This window comes from Aquidulcibacter paucihalophilus, from assembly GCA_030285985.1.
Taxonomy (GTDB): domain Bacteria; phylum Pseudomonadota; class Alphaproteobacteria; order Caulobacterales; family Caulobacteraceae; genus Brevundimonas.
The window spans coordinates 1,020,914-1,040,000 of sequence record CP127384.1 but is presented as its reverse complement, the minus strand read 5'-3'; the positions used below and the strand labels follow the sequence as shown (position 1 = coordinate 1,040,000).

The 19,087-nt window shown below is 67.7% G+C and carries 18 protein-coding genes; 8 read left to right on the top strand and 10 right to left on the bottom strand.

Features of this window, described 5'->3' with window-relative positions:
* Positions 1-427: 427 nt before the first annotated feature.
* Entirely contained in the window at positions 428-853 is a 426-nt protein-coding gene (locus KB221_05090; protein WIY70404.1) for a CBS domain-containing protein, read from the bottom strand.
* A gap of 47 nt (positions 854-900) precedes the next feature.
* The gene (locus tag KB221_05085; GenBank protein WIY70403.1) at positions 901-1,587 is read right to left on the bottom strand and encodes a rhomboid family intramembrane serine protease; all 687 of its coding nucleotides are present in this window, start codon (positions 1,585-1,587) and stop codon (positions 901-903) included.
* Between the two features lie 128 nt (positions 1,588-1,715).
* Between KB221_05085 and hfaA the strand changes: the two genes are divergently transcribed.
* The 4 genes from hfaA (at position 1,716) to KB221_05065 (ending at position 7,341) form a co-directional block, all read left to right on the top strand.
* Positions 1,716-2,156 (top strand): holdfast anchoring protein HfaA, encoded by a 441-nt coding sequence (gene hfaA / locus KB221_05080; GenBank protein WIY70402.1) that lies wholly within the window; start codon positions 1,716-1,718, stop codon positions 2,154-2,156.
* Positions 2,153-3,169, top strand: coding sequence for a holdfast anchoring protein HfaB (gene hfaB, locus KB221_05075; GenBank protein WIY70401.1), 1,017 nt, complete (start codon positions 2,153-2,155; stop codon positions 3,167-3,169). Before hfaA ends, hfaB begins: the two co-directional genes overlap by 4 nt.
* Complete coding sequence (gene hfaD / locus KB221_05070) at positions 3,096-4,340, top strand: holdfast anchor protein HfaD (protein WIY70400.1); 1,245 nt, start codon at positions 3,096-3,098, stop codon at positions 4,338-4,340. Before hfaB ends, hfaD begins: the two co-directional genes overlap by 74 nt.
* Before the next feature lie 139 nt (positions 4,341-4,479).
* Positions 4,480-7,341 carry an insulinase family protein gene (locus KB221_05065; GenBank protein WIY70399.1) on the top strand — a complete coding sequence of 954 codons (2,862 nt, stop codon included), beginning with the start codon at positions 4,480-4,482 and terminating at the stop codon, positions 7,339-7,341.
* A gap of 142 nt (positions 7,342-7,483) precedes the next feature.
* On the opposite strand, the gene KB221_05060 is transcribed toward KB221_05065, so the two are convergent.
* The gene (locus KB221_05060; GenBank protein ID WIY70398.1) at positions 7,484-8,368 is read right to left on the bottom strand and encodes a hypothetical protein; all 885 of its coding nucleotides are present in this window, start codon (positions 8,366-8,368) and stop codon (positions 7,484-7,486) included.
* Positions 8,369-8,520: 152 nt separating this feature from the next.
* Between KB221_05060 and KB221_05055 the strand changes: the two genes are divergently transcribed.
* The gene (locus KB221_05055; protein WIY70397.1) at positions 8,521-9,060 is read left to right on the top strand and encodes a PAS domain-containing protein; all 540 of its coding nucleotides are present in this window, start codon (positions 8,521-8,523) and stop codon (positions 9,058-9,060) included.
* A gap of 10 nt (positions 9,061-9,070) precedes the next feature.
* On the opposite strand, the gene KB221_05050 is transcribed toward KB221_05055, so the two are convergent.
* The gene (locus KB221_05050) at positions 9,071-9,595 is read right to left on the bottom strand and encodes a gamma carbonic anhydrase family protein (GenBank protein WIY70396.1); all 525 of its coding nucleotides are present in this window, start codon (positions 9,593-9,595) and stop codon (positions 9,071-9,073) included.
* 327 nt (positions 9,596-9,922) lie between these two features.
* Between KB221_05050 and KB221_05045 the strand changes: the two genes are divergently transcribed.
* Positions 9,923-10,714, top strand: a complete 792-nt coding sequence (locus KB221_05045; GenBank protein WIY70866.1) for a PhoH family protein — start codon at positions 9,923-9,925, stop codon at positions 10,712-10,714.
* Positions 10,715-10,735: 21 nt separating this feature from the next.
* Here KB221_05045 and KB221_05040 read toward each other — a convergent pair whose 3' ends face one another.
* Positions 10,736-11,971, bottom strand: coding sequence for a cation:proton antiporter (locus KB221_05040; protein WIY70395.1), 1,236 nt, complete (start codon positions 11,969-11,971; stop codon positions 10,736-10,738).
* Positions 11,972-12,143: 172 nt separating this feature from the next.
* Here KB221_05040 and lspA point away from each other — a divergent pair, with 172 nt between their 5' ends.
* Positions 12,144-12,674, top strand: a complete 531-nt coding sequence (gene lspA, locus KB221_05035; GenBank protein ID WIY70394.1) for a signal peptidase II — start codon at positions 12,144-12,146, stop codon at positions 12,672-12,674.
* A 64-nt stretch (positions 12,675-12,738) separates the two neighbouring features.
* Positions 12,739-13,302, top strand: coding sequence for a DUF3035 domain-containing protein (locus KB221_05030; protein ID WIY70393.1), 564 nt, complete (start codon positions 12,739-12,741; stop codon positions 13,300-13,302).
* A gap of 111 nt (positions 13,303-13,413) precedes the next feature.
* Here the strand turns inward: KB221_05030 and KB221_05025 are convergent, their stop codons facing one another.
* From KB221_05025 to KB221_05005, 5 genes are all read right to left on the bottom strand, one after another.
* Complete coding sequence (locus KB221_05025) at positions 13,414-14,319, bottom strand: DMT family transporter (GenBank protein ID WIY70392.1); 906 nt, start codon at positions 14,317-14,319, stop codon at positions 13,414-13,416.
* Positions 14,320-14,402: 83 nt separating this feature from the next.
* Positions 14,403-14,882 carry a single-stranded DNA-binding protein gene (gene ssb, locus KB221_05020; protein WIY70391.1) on the bottom strand — a complete coding sequence of 160 codons (480 nt, stop codon included), beginning with the start codon at positions 14,880-14,882 and terminating at the stop codon, positions 14,403-14,405.
* A gap of 150 nt (positions 14,883-15,032) precedes the next feature.
* Positions 15,033-15,482: a hypothetical protein gene (locus KB221_05015; GenBank protein WIY70390.1), complete on the bottom strand. Its 450-nt coding sequence runs from the start codon at positions 15,480-15,482 to the stop codon at positions 15,033-15,035.
* The gene (locus KB221_05010; protein WIY70389.1) at positions 15,482-16,147 is read right to left on the bottom strand and encodes a hypothetical protein; all 666 of its coding nucleotides are present in this window, start codon (positions 16,145-16,147) and stop codon (positions 15,482-15,484) included. The genes KB221_05015 and KB221_05010 overlap by 1 nt, the downstream gene beginning before the upstream one ends.
* 75 nt (positions 16,148-16,222) lie before the next feature.
* A complete protein-coding gene (locus KB221_05005; protein ID WIY70388.1) occupies positions 16,223-18,931 on the bottom strand; it encodes a transcriptional regulator in 2,709 nt (902 codons plus the stop codon).
* Between the last annotated feature and the right edge of the window lie 156 nt (positions 18,932-19,087).

Sequence of the window (19,087 nt, the reverse complement as noted above, 5' to 3'; positions counted from 1 at the left end):
TGGTTCTTTTTAAAGAAGAACCTCTGTCTGCGAACCCGTCCCGAAGGGCGGCGGAGGCGGCTGTCTAAAGAGAGCCAATCTCCGTGTCAACCGGGCTTTTCAGCCATTTTGCGGAGATTGAAATCCGGAGACTTCAGGCCGCAAAAAACCGTCTGGAAAGCCCGAGAGGCTTGCCTCTGTTTCGTTACCGACGATTCGTTTGGAGCGCGGAACCTAACCGAACACCCTTAGGGAAGCAACCCGCTTTCGCGACTTTCTTCCCGAGGGACCCTGGAGGCTTTCGTCTCCGTGGCCCCGGCGGCCGGCCCGTTTCCGAGCGAGGCGGCGATATACGCAGCGACCGATTTGTCCGCAACCGGAATCCGACAGATTCACGAACTTTCTCGCGGATTCACGATCGCCGAAGCGTGGCCTTAAGGCGGCGGCCCTAGCCCGCTATATATGTACGCAGGGATTCCGCTTCCTGGGTGGCTTCCGCGATCTGGCATTTGACGACGTCGCCGATGGAGATGACTCCGGCCAGACGACCGTCCCGCAGTACAGGCAGGTGCCGGATCCGGCGGTCCGTCATCCGGCCCATCAGAATCGCCACCGTCTCTCCGGGCGCGGCGAAGATCACCTCGGCCGTCATATAGTGTGACACCGGGCGGGCCAGGGCGGGCTGGCCGTCACGCGCCACAGCCTTGACCACATCCCGTTCGGACAGAACCCCGACCACCTTGTCCTTGTTACAGACCATCAGGGCCCCGACCCTGAGCCGGTCCAGTTCCCGGCAGGCTTCACCGAGCGGCATGTCCGGCCCGATCGCGTAGACCGCGTCGCCCTTGTCCTTGAGAATTTCGGCGACCAGCATCGCGGCTCCTCCCTCTCTATATAGAGCGTGGCCGCGGACGGCCCGCTTCAGACGTCAGCGTCGCCCAGATCGGGCGAGGAAGCAAATGGCGCGCGCGGCGAGCCAAACGCCTTCGCCCATGGCCCGATCAGCAGGGCACCGCACACGAATCCGAACGCATGAGCTTCCCACGCGATCCGGGCCCCCTCCATGCCCGGGGCGAGTCCGGCCAGGCCGACGGCGACGTTCACGGCCATGATGACGGCCGCGGGCGTCAGGAAGCGACGGTCCCCCAGCGACCTCAGCCGGTGATCGCGCCGGCCCAGCAGACGCAGGGCCCCGCCCATCAGACCGAAGACCGCACCCGACGCCCCGACCAGGGAATCATAGCTGTCCGGATGGATCAGGCCGTACCCCCCGGTCGCGACCAGTCCGCACGCGACATAGAAGAGAAGGAAGGCGGCCGCGCCCCTCGCCCCTCCCGCCAGGCGCGCCACGGGCGGACCGAAGGCCAGGGCCCCAGTGGCGTTCATGGCCACATGGGCCCAGCCGTCATGCAGGAACATCGAGGTCAGCAGTCCCGGCCACCACGCCCCGGTCCACAGGGACGAAGGCCGGAACGCAAGGGACAACCCCCTGTCCGACAGCCGCTCCTGAATCAGGTACAGGGCCGGCATCGACCCTGCGACCAGCACAGCCACGGCCGGCGCATTCAGAATCCGTTCGGCGGGCGGCTGGGTCAGGTCGGGCTCCACTGGATCACGTGGTCACCCTGTCGGGCGCCAAACGACAACATGGCAAGCGCTTCTTAATAACCATGACCCAGATTGGCACGCAGGGTCCTTGCCGGCCCGTAAACCATGTTTGCGTGGAGTCGCCTGCCATGACCGACCGGACCCGGACCCTGACTGCCCTCGCTGTTGCCGCCGTCGCGACGCTGGCTGTGCCCGCTGCGGCCGCCGCGCAGTCCGCGGGATCCTCCGGCATGGGCGCCTATTCGGCCGGCTATGGCGGGGCACGCTATACAACGGCACGGCCGCAGACCGGTTCGACCCGGGACGCCAACGGCAACCGGCTGATCGTGGATGGAATCATCCAGGCCGGCGCGAGCGCCTATTCCAGCGCCTCCGGCGGGGTCTCCTCCAGCTTTTCCGGCGCAGGCGGGAACGGCGGCACGGCCATCGGCGGCTCCACCGCCATCGGCAACAGCCTGAACGTCGTGGTCCAGGGCAATCACAACACGGTCATCGTCAACTCGACCCAGGTCAACAACGGCGCCGTCACCGCCGGAACGACACTGAACGGCACGCTGAGGCTTCCATGATCGTTGGCTCCATCTCACGGCACCTGAGGACGGCCGGTATCGCCTGTGCGACCGCCGCGCTGCTGAGCGGCTGTATCTCGGCCTCGGCCGGTCCGCAGGGCCTCTACGCCACGCCCATCGGCAATGCGCCGGTCACGGCCAATCCGACCCCCTACTCGGCCGCCCTCTACTGCATGGCCGACTACGCCCGTCGCTATAACCTGCCCTCCCCGCGCATGGCTGTGGGCCGGATCTCCGACTACACCGGCACCGTCTCGGCCGATGGCGGCCGCCAGATCACGGGTGGGGCCTCGCTGATGGCCATGACCGCCCTGGCCAAGTCGGGCGCGCGAATGGTCGAGCGCTATGACACCTCGGTCTCCGAGATGGAGCTGCGCTACGCCAACAACCGCCTGATCGGTGACGATGGTCCCGCGGGCGCCGACGACGTCCAGTACCGGCGCATCATTGCGGGCTCGGTGCCCGGCACGGATTTCTACATCATCGGCGGCATCACCGAGGTGAACTACAATATCCGCTCGGGCGGCTTCGACATGGCTGCCGGCCAGGCGACCAGTCAGACGCCGCTGTCGACGGCGTTCGCGGGCAAGGCCTATGTGATGAACATCGGCATCGACCTGCGGCTGATCCAGACCACCACGCTGGAGGTGGTTGATGTGGTCTCCTACCAGAAGCAGATCATCGGCCGGGAGATCTCGGCCGGGGTGTTCGACTTCCTCGACGGCAATGTCTTCGACATCTCGGCCGGCGAAGGCGGGCTCGAGCCGGTCCAGCTGGCGGTGCGCGCCCTGATCGAACGCGCGACGGTCGAGTTCATGGCCAACCTCTACGGCGCGCCCGGCCCGGAAGTCTGCCTCAACGCCGGTCCCGACCCCCTGGGCGGCACGGTCGGCCCGACCGGAGGCTTCTATGCCGCTTACCCCAACACGGACACGAACAATGGCGAAACCCGCGCGGATCCGTCTCGCTGGCACGATCGCCGCGACGGTGCTGTGCGCCGCAGCCGCTACTGAGGCCGCGGCCCAGGACGGCACGATCGTCCTGAACCAGCAACTGCAACTGGGCGACGTCTTCGCCGGCCAGACGCTGAACGTCGTCGATTCGCAGGACCAGGTGACGGTCGGGACCTCGGCCCAGGGCAACAGCGCCTCGGGCGCGGTCTACAACGGCTCGATCACCGTCCAGTCCGACCAGACCATGCAGGGCGACGCGGTCGCGACCACCGACATCACCCTCGGCGGCGACACCTATGGTGTGGTCAACGCCACGACCCAGGCCGGCGGCAACTATCTGGCGGTCAGCGCCTATGACGCCAGCCTGACGCTGGACGCAGCCCAGACGACCGACAACGGCCTGATCAGCGCCACCACCGAAGTCGGCGACAGCAACGCCCGTCTGCATGCCGGTGCCGCGGTCGGCGCCTCGGCCATCTCCAACACCGTGGCCGTCTATGGCCAGACCTCGGTGGTCAGCGGGACGATCGACCAGGCCTCATCCGCCATCGTCCGGTCGTTCGGCCGGATCGAGAGCCAGTACATCCCGGCCGAGGCCAGCGTGAGCAGCCAGGCCATCGCCAACGCCATCGCGGTCAACAGCGACAACACCTCGGGCCAGGACCTGAGCATCGCGCAGCGGTCCTTCGGCAGCTTCATCGAGGCCGAGGCCAGCGCCAACTCCGGCAATGCCTGGGACCTCGCCGCCCGCGCCCGCGCCACCGCCAACCAGGCCGTGCTCTATAATGAGGGCGGCTCGGTCGTGAACGCCTCGGACCAGCGAAACTCCAGCTTCGTCCGCGCCTCCGCCCTGACCACCGCCTATGACTACGGCCGCGCCGAAGCCTATGCCCGCGGCGCGGCGAACGAGCTCTCGGTCGGCAATAACGACATCTACGTCGAGATCGACAACACCCAGTTCAATACGGGCGGCGTGGACGTGACCTCCACCTTCTCGGGCACGAACGGCTATGACATCTCGGTCGGGGCCGACGCCGTCGGCAACAGCGTGACCGGCTACGCCTGCTCCGAATGCGAGGGCCGACTGGAAGCCAGCAACACCCAGACGAACACCGGCGATGTCTCGGCTGTCGCCAATACAACCGTCGCGGGTTCCAATCGTTCGGTGATCACCGGCGCAAACGCCGTCGGAAACTCGGCCAGCTTCTACGTCTCGCGGCCTGGAAATTAACATTCGGTAACTTGAGACTTACCCCTTCGTCCCCGAAGAGTTGCGCGGGGCGTCGGCGGTAGGTCTACCGCGGTCCTTCCCAATTGACCGGCGCGGCCCCGATGCGGGAGCTCTCGTGCCCTTCGGAAAGAGACCGATAATGCGTTCCGCTCGCCTGTTTCTGCTTGCCGCGGCTTCCGTCGCCGTCCTGACCGCCGCCGCGCCGGCGCTCGCGCAGGTCCAGCCTTCCGATCCATGGGCCCAGGCGACCAGCGACATTCCGGTCGACACCAATGTCCGCTTCGGCGTCCTGCCCAACGGCATGCAGTACGCCGTCATGCGCAATGCCACGCCGCCCGGACAGGCCTCCCTGCGCCTGCGCATCGACGCCGGCTCGCTGATGGAGAATGAAGACCAGCTGGGTCTCGCCCACTTCATGGAGCACATGGCCTTCAACGGGACGACCAACATCCCCGAGAATGAACTGCTGCGCATCCTCGAGCGTCTGGGCCTGGCCTTCGGGGCCGACACCAATGCCGCGACCGGCTTTGACCAGACCTTCTACCAGCTGGAACTGCCGCGCACGAACGACGAGACCGTCGATGCCGCCCTGCGGATCATGCGCGAGCAGGTGTCCGAAGCGCTGATGGACCCCGCCGCCGTGGACGCCGAACGCGGCGTGATCGAGGGCGAGGAGCGGACCCGCAACACCCCCGGCCTTCGCTCCGCCAAGGCGCAGCTGGCCCTGCTGGCACCCGGCCAGCGCCTGTCCAACCGCTTCCCGATCGGCGATCTGAACATCATCCGGACCGCGCCGCGCGACCGGTTCGTGGAATTCTACAACGCCTACTACCGTCCGAACCGGGCCACCTTCATCGCCGTCGGCGACTTCGATGTCGATGTCATGGAAGCCAAGATCCGCGCGGCCTTCGAAAGCTGGCAGCCGAAGGCCGCCGAGGGTCCGGAGCCGGACCTGGGCACGGTCCAGCCGCGCGGACCCCAGACCAGCATTCTGGTCGAGCCCGGCATCCAGTCGTCGATCCAGCTGAACTGGGTTCGCGATCCCGACCTGGACCCCGACACCGTGGCGGAGCGCCGCTCGAACCTGATCCGCAACCTCGGCCTGGCGGTGCTCAACCGTCGCCTCGGGGAGATCTCGCGTCAGGAGAACGCGCCGTTTATCAACGCCGGCGCGTCCAGCTCGACCGTGGTCGACAGCCTGGAAATCGGCGGCATCAACGCCACCTTCAATCCGGGCGGCTGGCAGCGCGCGCTTGAGACGATCGAACAGGAACAGCGTCGGCTGGTTCAGTTCGGCGTATCGGACGCCGAGTTGCAGCGTGAGATCACCGACACCCGCACGGCACTGGAAAACGCCGCCGCCGCCGCCGCGACCCGCACCACGCCGGGCCTGGTCAACGGTCTGCTGAACGCCGCGAACAGCGAGTCGGTCTTCACCGCCCCGGCGACCAACCTCGCGCTCTTCAACCAGGCCGTCGAGGGTCTGACGGCGGCGCAGGTCAACGGCGTCCTGCCGCCCGTCTTTGAAGGACAGGGCCCGGTGATCCTGGTCATCACCCCGGTCGAAATCGAAGGTGGCGCAGACGCCGTCACCGCAGCCCTCGCGGCCTCGCGCCAGGCGCCCGTCGCGGCCCCCGCCGCCCAGGCCCAGCTGGACTGGCCCTACTCGAACTTCGGCGCTCCGACCGCGCCGACCGACCGGACCGAACTGGCCGCTGTCGGAGCCACGGTCGTCACCTTCCCGAACGGCGTCCGCCTGACGGTGAAGCCGACCACCTTCCGCGACGAGCAAATCCTCATCAGCGTCCGGACCGGTATCGGCGAGCTGTCCCTGCCGACCGACCGCTCCACGCCGCTGGCCTTCGCCGGCTTCGTGTTCCAGGCGGGCGGCCTCGGCCAGCTGACGGCCGATGAACTCAACCGCGTCCTCAGCGGCCGCATCTACAGCGTTGGCTTCAGCGCTGACAGCGATGCCTGGCAGCTGTCGGGTGCCACCCGCCCGCAGGATCTGAACCTGCAGATGCAGGTGCTGACCGCCTATCTGACGGATCCGGGCCTGCGCCCTGCGCCGTTCCAGCAGATCCAGGCACTGTTCCCGCAGATCATCGCCCAGCAGATGGCCACCCCGGGCGGGGCCTTCGCCATGCAGTCCGGCGAGCTTCTCGCCAGCGGCGACCGGCGCGAATCGCTTCCCACGGCCGCGGAGGTGAGCTCCTGGACGATCGAGGAACTGCGCAGCGGTGTCACCGCCGGCCTGGCCTCCGGTCCGATCGATGTGACGGTGGTCGGTGACGTGACGGTGGAAGACGCCATCGCCGCTGTCTCCACGACGTTCGGAGCCCTGCCCGCCCGTGGACCCGCGCCCCAACCGGCGCCGGGTGCCACCGAGCGGCGCTTCCCGGCCGGCACCGCCGAGCCGGTCGTGCTGAAGCACACCGGTCCCGGTGAACAGGGCCTGGCCTACATCGCCTGGCCGACCACCGACTCCGTCGCGGACCGCACGGAAGCCCGGACCATCCAGATCCTCGGCGAGGTCATGAGCCTGCGCGCCACCGAGGAGATCCGCGAACGTCTGGCCATCGCCTATTCGCCGGGCGTCGGTGCCAGCACGTCCGACACCTTCGCCGGCTACGGCTCAATCTTCGTCCAGGCACTGACCCGACCGGAGTCCTTCACGGCCTTCTACGACGCTGTGAACGCCATCACGGCCTCGCTCAGGGATACGCCGATCACGGAAGACGAACTGAACCGTGCCCGCCTGCCCGAGGTGGAGCGGCTGAAACGCACCCAGGCCGGAAACGAATACTGGCTGGGACAACTGTCCGGCGTGGCCGCCAATCCGGCTGACGTCGATCAGATCCTGACCCACATCTCCGATCTGGAGGCCATCACCGTGGCCGACATCCAGCGCGCGGCGCGTCAGTATCTGCGGGCCGAAACGGCCTGGCGCGGCGTGTCGGTTTCCGACAACCCCGCCGCCCCCCCGGCAGCGGCACAGTAGGCCGAAGCCAGCAGACGAAAAAATGGCCCCGGCTCGCAAGAGCCGGGGCCAGTTTGCTTCTCAGGATCGTCGACGAAGCCGACGCTCACACTGTGGGCCGCCGCGACTGACGCGCGGCTGAACGCCGGTGTTCACTCCCGCGTCAGAATACCCGGCCGCCGACGCCGCCATCCAGGGTGATCGTGGCCCCCTGCACGGCATAGCCGGCCTGTTCGACCACTTCCTCGCGGTATTCGGTGTAGGTCTCCTCGCGAACCCACGTCAGGATCTTCACGCCCGCGCCGTAGCGGCGCAGCAGCGAACGCTCGTTGCACTCACGTTCGGCCCGCTGGGCCTTGCACTCGATCTGGCCGCCGCGGCCGTGCCACAGGGCCTCGCCCTTGCGGCAGTCCATGGTTTCGCCATGTCCGAAGTCGGCGTCGCCCGTATATTCCGCCCAGGTGATCTGCAGCCAGGTGCCGGCGAGGCAGCGGTACAGCTCCCCCTCATAGTCCCCGTCCACGTCCCGGTCGGGACGCACCTGCGATGCCGGATGGGGCACATTACGGTCGTCGATGCAGAAGGCGCGGATCACGACCCGCTTCTCCCACCGTCGCCGCGCCTCATAGGGCACGCGGATGACCTGCCGGACGCGCGCGCCCTCGACCATCAGGCCGTTGATCGTGGTCGGATAGGGCTGGTCCACCGTCACATAGGCCGAACCGCCGCCGCCGACATAGACGCTGCCGCCTGCACGGGCGTTCAGACCCGCCCGCGAGGCGGCGCTGGAGTTCGCATTGGCGTTGGCGTTCACATTGACGTTGACGTTCAGATTGCCGCCGCCGCCGCAGCAGGGAGGCGGGGGCGGATTCTCGCAGCAGGCCGGGGGCGGCGGGGGTGGCGGAGGCGGCGGCGGCGGGGGTTCGCAGCACGGCGGGGGCGGCGGCGGGCACACCGGGCCGCACTGGGCCGCCGCCTTGTCGGCGAACAGCGTCAGGGCGCAGAAGCCCGCCAGCGCCGGCAGCCATGTCATGATCCGCACCCGCATGGGCCGACCTCCAGTTAAGTCAGTGCGAGCCGCGTCGGGCGCAGCGCGCTTCAGCGTCCATCTGAACCGCAAAAGCCTTTCATTTCCGTTGCCCTTTGCCCCGACCCGCCACAGGCGCGCTGCTTGCTTCGCAGCGGTCAGAGGCGAGAACGATGTTTCATCCTGACACGCAGTTCCTGATCGACCACTGGACGGGTTTGGCCCGCCGCGGAGGCGTTCGCGCGGGGATTCCCGACCGCGCCGCGCTGGAGCCGGACGCCCTCGGGCTGCGCCTGCCGCGCGCCTTTATCGCCGAACGTACCGGTGAAGATGCCGTCATCCGCCTCGCGGGCAGCTGGATCGAGGGTTTTCACAGCGAATCTCTCAAGGACAGCGACCTTCTGTCCGTCTGGCGCACCGCCTCGCGCCCCCTGGTCGCGGGGGCCATGACCCAGACCGTGCGCGAGGCCCGGCCCGTCGTGATCGCCGCCCTCGCCGGTTTCCTGTCGGCCCAGATCGAGATCGCCCTTGTCCCACTTCGGGGCCCCTCGGGCGCGGTTGACCGGATTCTGGGGCTCTACGCGCCGATCGCCAGCCTGAGCTTCGCCCCAGACGAGCCCCGCCTGCTCACCGCCCGGGTCTCGATCGGCGTGGGCGAGGCCGCCCGCCCTGCCCTCTCGCTCGCCGCCGTCGGCGGCCGCAGGATCGCCTGACCGTTCCGGCTCAGGCCTTCAGGTCGCGCGCGTACCGCTTCCAGTTCTGCACATAGTGGGCGGCCGAGGCCTTCAGCGCCTCGATCTGGCCCGGCTCCAGCTCCCGCACCACCTTGCCCGGCTGGCCCATGACCAGCGATCCGTCGGGGATGACCTTGCCCTCGGTGATCAGGGTGTTGGCCCCGATCAGGCAGTTCTTCCCGATCTTCGCCCGGCCCAGCACCACCGCGCCGATACCGATCAGGGTGTTGTCGCCGATCTCGCAGCTGTGAAGCATCACCATATGGCCGACGGTCACCCCGTCGCCGATCGTCAGCGGCTCGCCTGGATCGGAATGCAGCACACTGCCGTCCTGGATATTGGTGTCGCGACCAATGGTGATGGGGTCATTGTCGCCGCGCAGAACAGCCCCGAACCAGACGCTGGCGCCCGGTTTGAGAATCACGTCTCCTACGAGGGTTGCGTTCGGTGCCACCCAGTATTCGCCCTCAGGCGGAAGCTGTGGTTTCTTGTCGCCAAGACCGTAAACATTCATCCGAACACCGCCATTTCTCAATAAATCGAGGGCTTTAAGCTCTCGTAAACCACGTTAGGCTACATCATGTAGATGCGATTCGAGGCCGCCATTTCGGCCCCGGATTGGAAGCCGGATCAAGCCCGGTCCGGTCAGACTTCGGGGATTGTGCGTGGTGCGCTCGGTTCGGCGGATGATTCCGCTGGAAGTTGATCCTTCTTCCGACCCGGGCGGATGCGTCGCGTCCCCTTCTCTCCTCCCCACCTTCGTTCGAGGCGATGCTTTTCCGGCATCGCCTTTTTTCATGCCCCGCGACGGCGCGTTTTCCGCGTCGTCGTCTTCCATGCCCTGGAGGCGTCCATGACCAAGCGTGCGGCCATCAAGCGTCAGACCCGCGAGACATCCCGTGAACACGGTGTGCTCGATTCCCGTCAGTTCATGGAGGACTCCAAGGTACGCCGGCTCCCAACCCACGCCGGCTGGTCGCCCTATCCATCCAATGACGATCGCGACCAGGCCTATCTGAAAACGCTGAAGCCCAAGTCGGACGGCCAGGCCGAGCTGATGACGGCCATCGACCACCACAACCTCGTCCTGGCCCTCGGGCCGGCAGGCACGGGCAAGACCTATCTGGCCGTGGCCAAGGCGGTCGAGGCGCTCGAGGCCGGCAAGGTCGGCCGCATCGTCCTCAGCCGCCCCGCCGTCGAGGCCGGCGAATCGATCGGCTTCCTCCCCGGCGACATGGAGGACAAGCTCGCCCCCTATCTGCGTCCGCTCTACGACGCCCTTTCCGACCGGCTCAGCATGAAGCGGGTGAAGGCCTTGATGGCCGAGGGCCTGATCGAGATCGCGCCCATCGGCTACATGCGCGGCCGCACCCTGAACAACGCCTTCATCGTCGTCGATGAGGCCCAGAACTGCACCTATGTGCAGCTGAAGATGCTGCTGACCCGCCTGGGCTGGCATTCGACCATGGTGGTCACGGGCGATCCCCAGCAGTCCGACCTGCTGCCGGGCATCTCAGGCCTCATGGATGTCGCCCAGCGACTGGAGCCCGTGCCGGACATCGCCGTGGTGCGGCTCGCCGAACAGGACATCGTCCGGCACCCGCTCGTGGCTTCGATGATCGGCGTCCTTTGACGCCAGGCGACGTCTGACAGATCAGGCCGTCGCCGGATTCACGGCGGCGGCCTTTTCCATGGCCTCGGCCGATGGCGGCTTCGGCCGTGCCCCCATCCGGTCGATCAGGGCGAAGACAAACGGATTCAGCGAGATCGACAGCAGGGCCGCCGCAAGGATCAGGTCGTGCGTCTCCTGCCGCATGCCGCCCAGCTGGACGCTGACCGCCGCCAGAATGAATGAAAACTCGCCGATCTGGGCCAGGGCCGCGGCGACCGTCAGACTGGTCGCCCTGTCCAGCTTGAAGGCCGTGGTGATGGCCAGCGCCGCCAGCGACTTGCCGACAATGACGATACCCAGCAGGCCCAGCACGGCCAGCGGCTCACGCACCAGTATGGTCGGGTCAAACAGCATGCCGACCGAGACGAAGAACAGCACCGCAAAGGCGTCCCTGAGCGGCAGCGACCGTTCGGCCGCATTGTGGCCCAGCGGCGAACTGTTCAACACGAGGCCCGCGAGGAAGGCACCGAGGGCGAACGAGTGGAACAGCCAGTAGGCGATCCAGGCGATGCCGAGGGCGATGGCCAGCACCCCGAGGGTGAACAGCTCCCGCGACCGCGTATGAGCGATCCGGATCAGGAGCCAGGGCAGCAGACGGGCTCCGACCACCAGCATCACCCCGACAAAGCCGGCGACCTTGAACAGCGTCCAGCCGATGGACTGCGCCAGTTCGGCGCCATTCAGCGCTTCACCGGGCTGAATGATCAGGAGCGGCATGATGACCAGCGCCAGGACGATCACCAGGTCCTCGACGATCAGCCAGCCCATGGCCAGCCGGCCGACCTGGCCCTTGACCTGTCTGCGTTCCTCGAGCGCCCGCAGCAGCACGACCGTCGAGGCGACCGACAGGGCGAACCCCATCAGGGTCGCCTCCAGATCGCTCATCCCCATCAGACGGCCCAGTCCCCAGCCCAGGGCTGTGGCGGCGGCGATCTGGAACAGGGCCCCGGGGACGGCGATCTTCCGCACCTTCATCAGGTCGGCCAGCGAAAAATGCAGCCCGACCCCGAACATCAGCAGGATCACGCCAACCTCCGCCAGCTGCGGGGCCAGTTCCGTGTCCGCGACGAAGCCCAGGGTGTGCGGGCCGACCGCGATCCCCGCTACCAGATAGCCGACCAGCGGGGACAGCTTCAGCCGGTTGGCCACCATGCCGAACACAAAGGCCAGCACAAAGCCGCCGACCAGGGTGAGAATCAGACTGTCGGCATGGGGCACCGGCGCTCCTCGGATGCGTGCGGGAATGCGGGGCTTGGGGGAGCGGTAGATGGGGACTCGCCCCCCAGATTACAAGCACGCCCGCCACGGTGCCTGACCCGTGACACGATTGCCCCTTCGCGTGCAGCGCGAGGGCTGCTAACCGGACTCCCCTCACATTTCAGCGACCCGAATGAAAATCCCACGCATCGCCTACGCCGCCTTCGGCTTCGCCCTCATCGTCATCGTCCTCGACCAGCTGACCAAGGCCTGGATCATGGGTGGCCTCGACCTGCGCGAAATGGGGCACATCCGGGTTCTGCCCCCCCTCTTCAACCTGACCTGGGTCGAGAACCGCGGCGTCAGCTTCGGCCTGTTCGGCGACGGTTCGGCCCGCTGGATGCTCAGCGCCTTCTCGATCGCCGTGGCCGGCATCCTCGGCTGGTGGGCGCTCAAGGCCGACCGTCGCATGCTGATCACCGCCATCGGCCTGATCATGGGCGGCGCGCTCGGCAATGTGATCGACCGGATCCGCTTCGGCTATGTCGTCGATTTCCTGGACTTCTCCGGCCCGCATTTCTTCCTCGGCACGATGAAGATCAGCTTCCCGTGGATTTTCAACGTCGCCGACAGCGCCATCTGCATCGGCGTCATCCTGCTGATCCTCGACAGTGTTCGGGCAGAGCAGGAAGCCAAGGTTGGCCTCGCCGCCGAAAAGTCGTAATCAGCCGCTTCCTGTAGGGTTCACGCGCGCGCCCGTTCCGGCGCCCCGCACCGAGATATCAAACATGCGTCTTCGCACCGTCGCCGTTCTGACCCTCACCACCTCGATGTTCGCCCTGGGCGCCTGCTCAGGCATCCGGACGGGCGTTGGCCTGAACAAGATCACGCCGGACGAGTTTCTGACCGTCTCGACCGCCCCCCTGACCGTGCCGCCGGAGTACGGCCTGCGCCCGCCGGCACCGGGCCAGCCGCGTCCGCAGGAGCTAGCCCCTGAATCCGCCGCCCGCCAGATCCTGCTCGGCCAACGTCAGGCCGTGACGCGTTCGGAAGGCGAGCAGGCCCTGGTGGCCCAGGCCGGCGGCGACCGCGCCGATCCCCTCGCCCGCTACGTCGTGGACGACGAGTTCGGCGACCTGGCGCACAAGGAAGAAAGCTGGGCCAACCGCATCATGTTCTGGCGCCGTGACGACGCCGCGACCCAGGCCCCGACGACGCTCCAGACCTCCGAAGGTGCCGTCAACGTCGACGCGGCGAGCGAATACGCCCGCGTTCAGGCCCTGACGGGAGGCCGCACCGGCATCTCGATCACGCCGCGCCGCGACACGGGTTTCAAACTCCCGGGCCTCTAGGTTCGAACACAGTCTGCAGTGGGGCCCGGTTGCGACAGCAGCCGGGCCTTTTTCATGGCCGCTTCGGATCGACAGGGCGGAGCCCTGTGACCGCGGCCCCGCAAGCGGGGATCAGCCCTTGGCGGCGCCGGCTCTCAGACCGCGTTCGGCCAGGGCGACGATGGCGACGCCCCCCATGGTCAGGGCCGCCCCGGCCAGGATCTGCGGCGTCAGCACATCGCCCATGAACCCCCAGCCGATCAGGATCGACACCACGGGCGTCGCCAGCAGATAGGGCGTCACCCGCCCCGCCTCCCGCTTCTGCACCAGCCAGAACACCAGCGTCGTGGCCAGTACCGACGACACCAGCCCGGCCCAGATCACGCACGCCCAGACCAGCGCGTCGGCCTTCTGGACCGCGGCCCACTGGCCCTGTTCAAACACGGCTGAAGCGAAGGCCAGGGTGGGCAGGGTGACCAATGCCAGCAGTCCCTGCATCTTGAGCGGCGGGATCGAGGTCGTCCGTCGCGCCACGACCGTCGTCAGCGCCCAGGCGCAGGCCGCGCCGGTCCCGACCAGGATCGCCTTCCAGTCCAGCAGGGCGTGGGGATCAAGGGTCATCCAGGCGACGCCGAGGAAGGCGACGGCCACGCCCGTCAGCGCAATGCGCGACAGCCGCTCCCGGAGCAGCAGAAAGGCGAACAGGGCCGTGAACGGCACCCACAGCTGGGAAGCCACGGACACGGGGCTGACGTCCTTCGCCAGCCAGTAGGCGAGGTAGATCAGGCCGTAATGGACCGGTCCGCCAATGCCCGTGATGATCAGCAGGCTCTTCCAGTTCGGAAACGGCCGCCGCACGAACGGAACCAGACAGGCCGCCGCAATGCCGAATCGAAGGGCACCGGTCAGCAATGGCGGCAGGGTTTCTGTGGCCAGTTTGGCCGCCGCATTGTTCACACCCCAGATCACCACCACCGCGATGATGGCGAGGATCTCGACGGGCGAGAGCGGGCTGTGCGGCTTGTCAGGTGTGATCACCCGCCCGGCTTAACGCGCACGGCCGCCGCACGCGAGCGCGTACGGCGACACATTGCATTTCGGACTGTGGCGCGTCGGCTGACCTAGAACGGAATGTCGTCGTTCAGGTCGTAGCTTTCCTTGGGACCGCTGGGCTTGTTGGCCCCGCCGGTCGAGAAGCCCGACGAATAGTCGTCGTCCCCGCCGCGCGGGCCACCGCCGCCGGCGCTGTCGCTACGACCGCCCAGCATGGTCAGTTCACCGCGGAATTTCTGCAGCACGATCTCGGTGGTGTATTTCTCAACGCCCGCCTGCTCGTATTTCCGGGTCTGGATCGAGCCCTCGATGTAAACGGTCGAGCCCTTCTTCAGATAGTTCTCGGCCACCTTGACGATGTTCTCGTTGAAGATGACCACCCGGTGCCACTCGGTCTTTTCCTTGCGCTCGCCGGTGGCCTTGTCGCGCCACTGCTCGGAGGTGGCGATGGACAGGTTGGCCACCCGCTCACCCGAGTTGAGCGTGCGGATTTCCGGGTCCTTGCCCAGGTTGCCGACCAGAATGACCTTGTTGACGCTGCCCGCCATCGCCGAGCTCCTTCTTCGTTCTGGCCCGCCGCGCTTCGCGCTGTTCGGTGCCGATTGCCTGTCATCCGGGCCTAGCGCGCTTTCGACAGGCGCGCGCCCGCTTTGTGGCGCAATCCACAGATTGCTTGTTCCACGTTTGTTCTGTTTCGTCTAGGGCGCGGGCGGCGCGGTCGGATCCGGCGCGTCATTGGCAGACACGGCGATCGGCGTGCCGTCGATGGCCCGCTGGATGGCACCCGGCATGGCCAGGCGGCCGTCCCCGGTCCGGGCCATGGCGTTGAACCGTCCGCCGTCCAGCGTCTGGGACAGCCAGACACCGCCACGGTCGATGAAGATGAACTGGCCCTGGTAGGACCCGGTAATCTCCTGCCGCGACCCGCCCATGCGCAGGAAGCGCAGGCGCACCTCTTCCAGCCGCGCGGCGCAGAACTCGATCTGGGGCTGGTTGTCGGCCACCTTGTTGAACCGCGGCGCCTCGCCCTCGGCCCCGACCTCGACGGCGTAGCAGACGCCCCGGTCGAACGGAGCCTCGACGGCCTTTTCGCAGCCCGCCAGCGACAGGGCGCCGACAGCGAAGGCGGTGATGGCGAGATATTTCATCAGCGCAGTCCCGGGAATGTGCAGCTTCGATCCTGTTCCGCCAGCGTGCGGAAGCGGCTGTTGTCGTTCGACTGCTCGACCCGACGCGGCACCAGCCTCAGCGTCACGTCGCCCCAACGGCCGTACAGCGCCTCGCCCGGCCGCACGCAGGTGCCCGAATACAGCGCCTGGACGCAGGCGTTCAGGCTCATATTGCCCGACAGCGAACGCCAGTCCGACCCCGTGTGCCGCAGGCAGGCCGAGCCCGACGCCGGCTGGACCGACGGTTCATCCGGCTGCGGCTCGGTGAGCGGCGGCTGTTCCGCCTCGGTCAGTTCGATGGGCGGCGCGCTGGGCGGCGGGGCAAAGGCGGCGGTCGGCGCGGCGGCCAGGGCGCCGGTCTCGTCGATACCGACGTCGAGCGCGTCCGTGGCGACCCCGTTGCGCCGTGCGCAGTCGGACAGGGTCGCCAAGCCGATATACTGGCCGTCGACGAAGCAGCGCAGTTCGCGCGTGGTGTTCAGTTCAGGGGCATCGGCCACATCGACCGTCAGCCCGCCCTGCGCGGCGGGCGGGGGTGCGGGATTGCGCTCCCGGCCGGCGCTGAAGATCAGGGCGATCACGACGGCCGCGACAACCGCCAGGCCGGCGCCGATGGCGATGAGAAGACGATTGTCCTGGGGCATGAAGGGCTCGCGCGGATGGAGCCTCCAATAACCCCGCCCCGCCCTTCCGCGTCAACGCTCTTCGTCGGTGAAGCTCTATCCGCCGAGGCGGGCGAGCGCCGCCTGGTAGTTGGCCAGCTGCGCCGTCAGATAGGCGGGAGCCGCACCCGTGACGGCCGGCTTGTTGGCACCGGGAGCCAGCGCCTTGTAAGCGTCCCGGACCACCCTGACGGCGGCTCTGAGCGCCTCGACCGAGGATTTGATCTGGTCGGCTCCGGTCAGCGACAGCGTCGTAGGCAGCGCCATGGCGAAAGTCTTGGGACCGCCCGCCTTCGACGTGGGACTGACGATCCCGGGCGACAGGCCGAGGGCGGCGAGGGCATCACGGCCCGTTTCCCCGCTGGTCAGGATAGCGCCGGCCCGTCCGTCGCGCGGCACGATGGACAGCCTCTGCATCCGTCCGCTGTTCTGCTCCTCAAGCTCTCCGGTCTTGAGCGGATCGGTGACGACGGTGACCTTCAGCTGGCCGGAGGAGGCCTGTTCGATCTTGCGCGCCAACGTCTGCAAGGTGTCCGCGGCCTCGATGGTGACCGCCCGGCGTCGGCTGCCATCGGCGGGCGACAGATAGAAGCGGTCGCCCGGCCGCAACGCCGTCGCCGCCGTCAGGGTCTTGGAATCTCCCATCGAAACCAGCCCCTGGGGCAGGCCCAGACGGTCCAGCACGCTGGCTCCCCCGCTCGCCACGGCGAGGCTCAGAGGCGATGCCTGCTGGTCCGCCCCCGACCAGGTGCGGGTCCATTCGACCGCCCCGGTCAACGGGTCGAGCCGGGTGAGATAGCCCTCCCTCGGATCCGTCTCCGGGGCCCCGGCCGGTCGGTCGGCAGTGCCCGTGATCCAGACCTTGCCGCCGTGCACCTTCATATCCGCGACGCTGTCGTCGCCGGCACCGCCGAAATAGGTCAGCCGGTCCGCGGCCGCCGGTGAAAGGTCGGCCTCCAGCACCGCGACATAGGCGTCCGAACTGCCTGAATGGGCCGTGTTCACCGTCGCGATGTCGAGGGCGGGGTTGCGGGTCGTTCCGGTCAGGACAACCCGGCCGGCGGAGACGGCGATCCCGGTCACATCGCCGCTGGCGGCTCCCAGATCCCGGACCCCGGCCAGGCTCGGAGCTCCGTCGAGGTCCGGCGTATAATGACGCACGACGACCCGACCGTTCTCGACCCCCGCCGTATAGATCGACGAGCCCTCGACCGTCATGGCCTTGACGCTGTCGTCGCCGGCCGTTCCGAACTGGCTGATCGACACGGGCGAGGCTGTGAAGGGCGCAAGGCTGTGCGCCTGGGTCGCCGAAAAGCCCTGCAGATAGCCGTCCCACCCGCCGATTCCTGACGCGCCCGGCATCGCTGATTTCGAGCGCCCGGCGACATAGACCCTGCCGTCGGCCCCGAACGAGACAGCCGTGGCCTCGTCCGCCGCCCGGGCCCCGCGCCGCTGGGTCCACAGCTCCTCTCCGGCCGCGTCGAACACAGTGACGAAACTGTCCGACACATTGGCGTCAACCACCCGCGCGCCCGGTTCGAGTCCGCCGGTGACCGACCCGGCCACGGCGACCCGTCCATCCGCGGCGATGGCGATCGCATAGCCGCTCGCCTCGTCCGCCGCCCCGAGCATCCGCGTGGCCACGACACGTCCCGACGGATCAAGCTTCATGAGCGCCATATCACGCTCGCCCTTGAGCGGCTGGGAGCCCGGAGCCGCCTCGATATCAGCGACGATCCACAGCGACCCGTCGGATGCGGTGGCGCTGGCTCGAACCGTCTCCACCCCCTTGGGCAAGGCCGTTTGGGAGGCCCGCCCCGCCACCCAGCCCGTCTGGCCGGACGGCTGCAGCGGCTCTGGCGCGGCACCGCCGTCGCTCTGGAATTTCAGAAGTTCGTTCCCGCCCGCGCTGCCGGCAGCCTGGACCACATAGACCGCATCTGACGTCTGCGGCGCGGTGAAGCGAACCGTTTCGGCGCTCGTGCCCTGCAGCACCAGCCCCCACTGATCCGCCTGTGCCGGCAGGGTGATGGTCTTGGAGCCGAGCTGGATCGTGCGGGGCGCGCCATTGACCTTTTCCCGGCCCAGCCGCGTGGCGACCCCGGCGTCAGTCAGCCTGTCATTGACGAAGGTGATGACGTTATCGAGCGTACGGGTCTGGGCCCCCATCCCGGCGAGGTCGATCGGGACGGTGACGTCCCCGCCGACGGTTCCGATCGTGATGTCGAACACGACGGGCCCCTCGAGGTTCGGCACCGAGGAGGCGAGGTCGCCGTCGTGGACCGGTCGTGTCACGATCCGCGTCGCGTCGCGCGCCACGCCCGCAGACGTCTTCGCCGTCGTGGACGAAACACCCTGGACCATGCGGACATCTTCGAAACCGGCCGTCTGCAGATAGGCGCCGACCTCCGAGATTCCGGAAGCAAACCGCTCGCGGATCCGGGCCAGCTCTCCCTCGCCAACACCGGTCTGGTCCACCCGCGTAGCAAGGGCGGTCAGTGAGGTCAGACCCTGGTAGAGGGCGAACAGTTTTCGATAGTCGGAAGACGCGCCCGGAACATCGAGACGACTGGAATCGACCGTGATCAGCTGTCGGGCGGAGAGCGCGGACCGCACGACGGAATCCGGCTTGGACGGCTTGACGCTGACGTCCCATGGCGGGGTCGGCTGGGTCTTCACTGTCCTCGCGGTGGACGCGCCGCTGAACGCGGCCGTGTCTGCCGCGGAGGCTCCGTACAGACCGAGCAGATAGCTGTTGTTGATCACGGCGAACTCCCGCGACGACTATGGGGGCTCAACCGTAACGACGGCTTAACGTCCGGTTACGGAGGGACTCCGGCCGCGACTCAGGGAACAATGTTCTGGTGCAGCCGTTATCGGCGCGCTCGATAAGGAGGACGCTGTGAAGACCGCCTTCGTCAA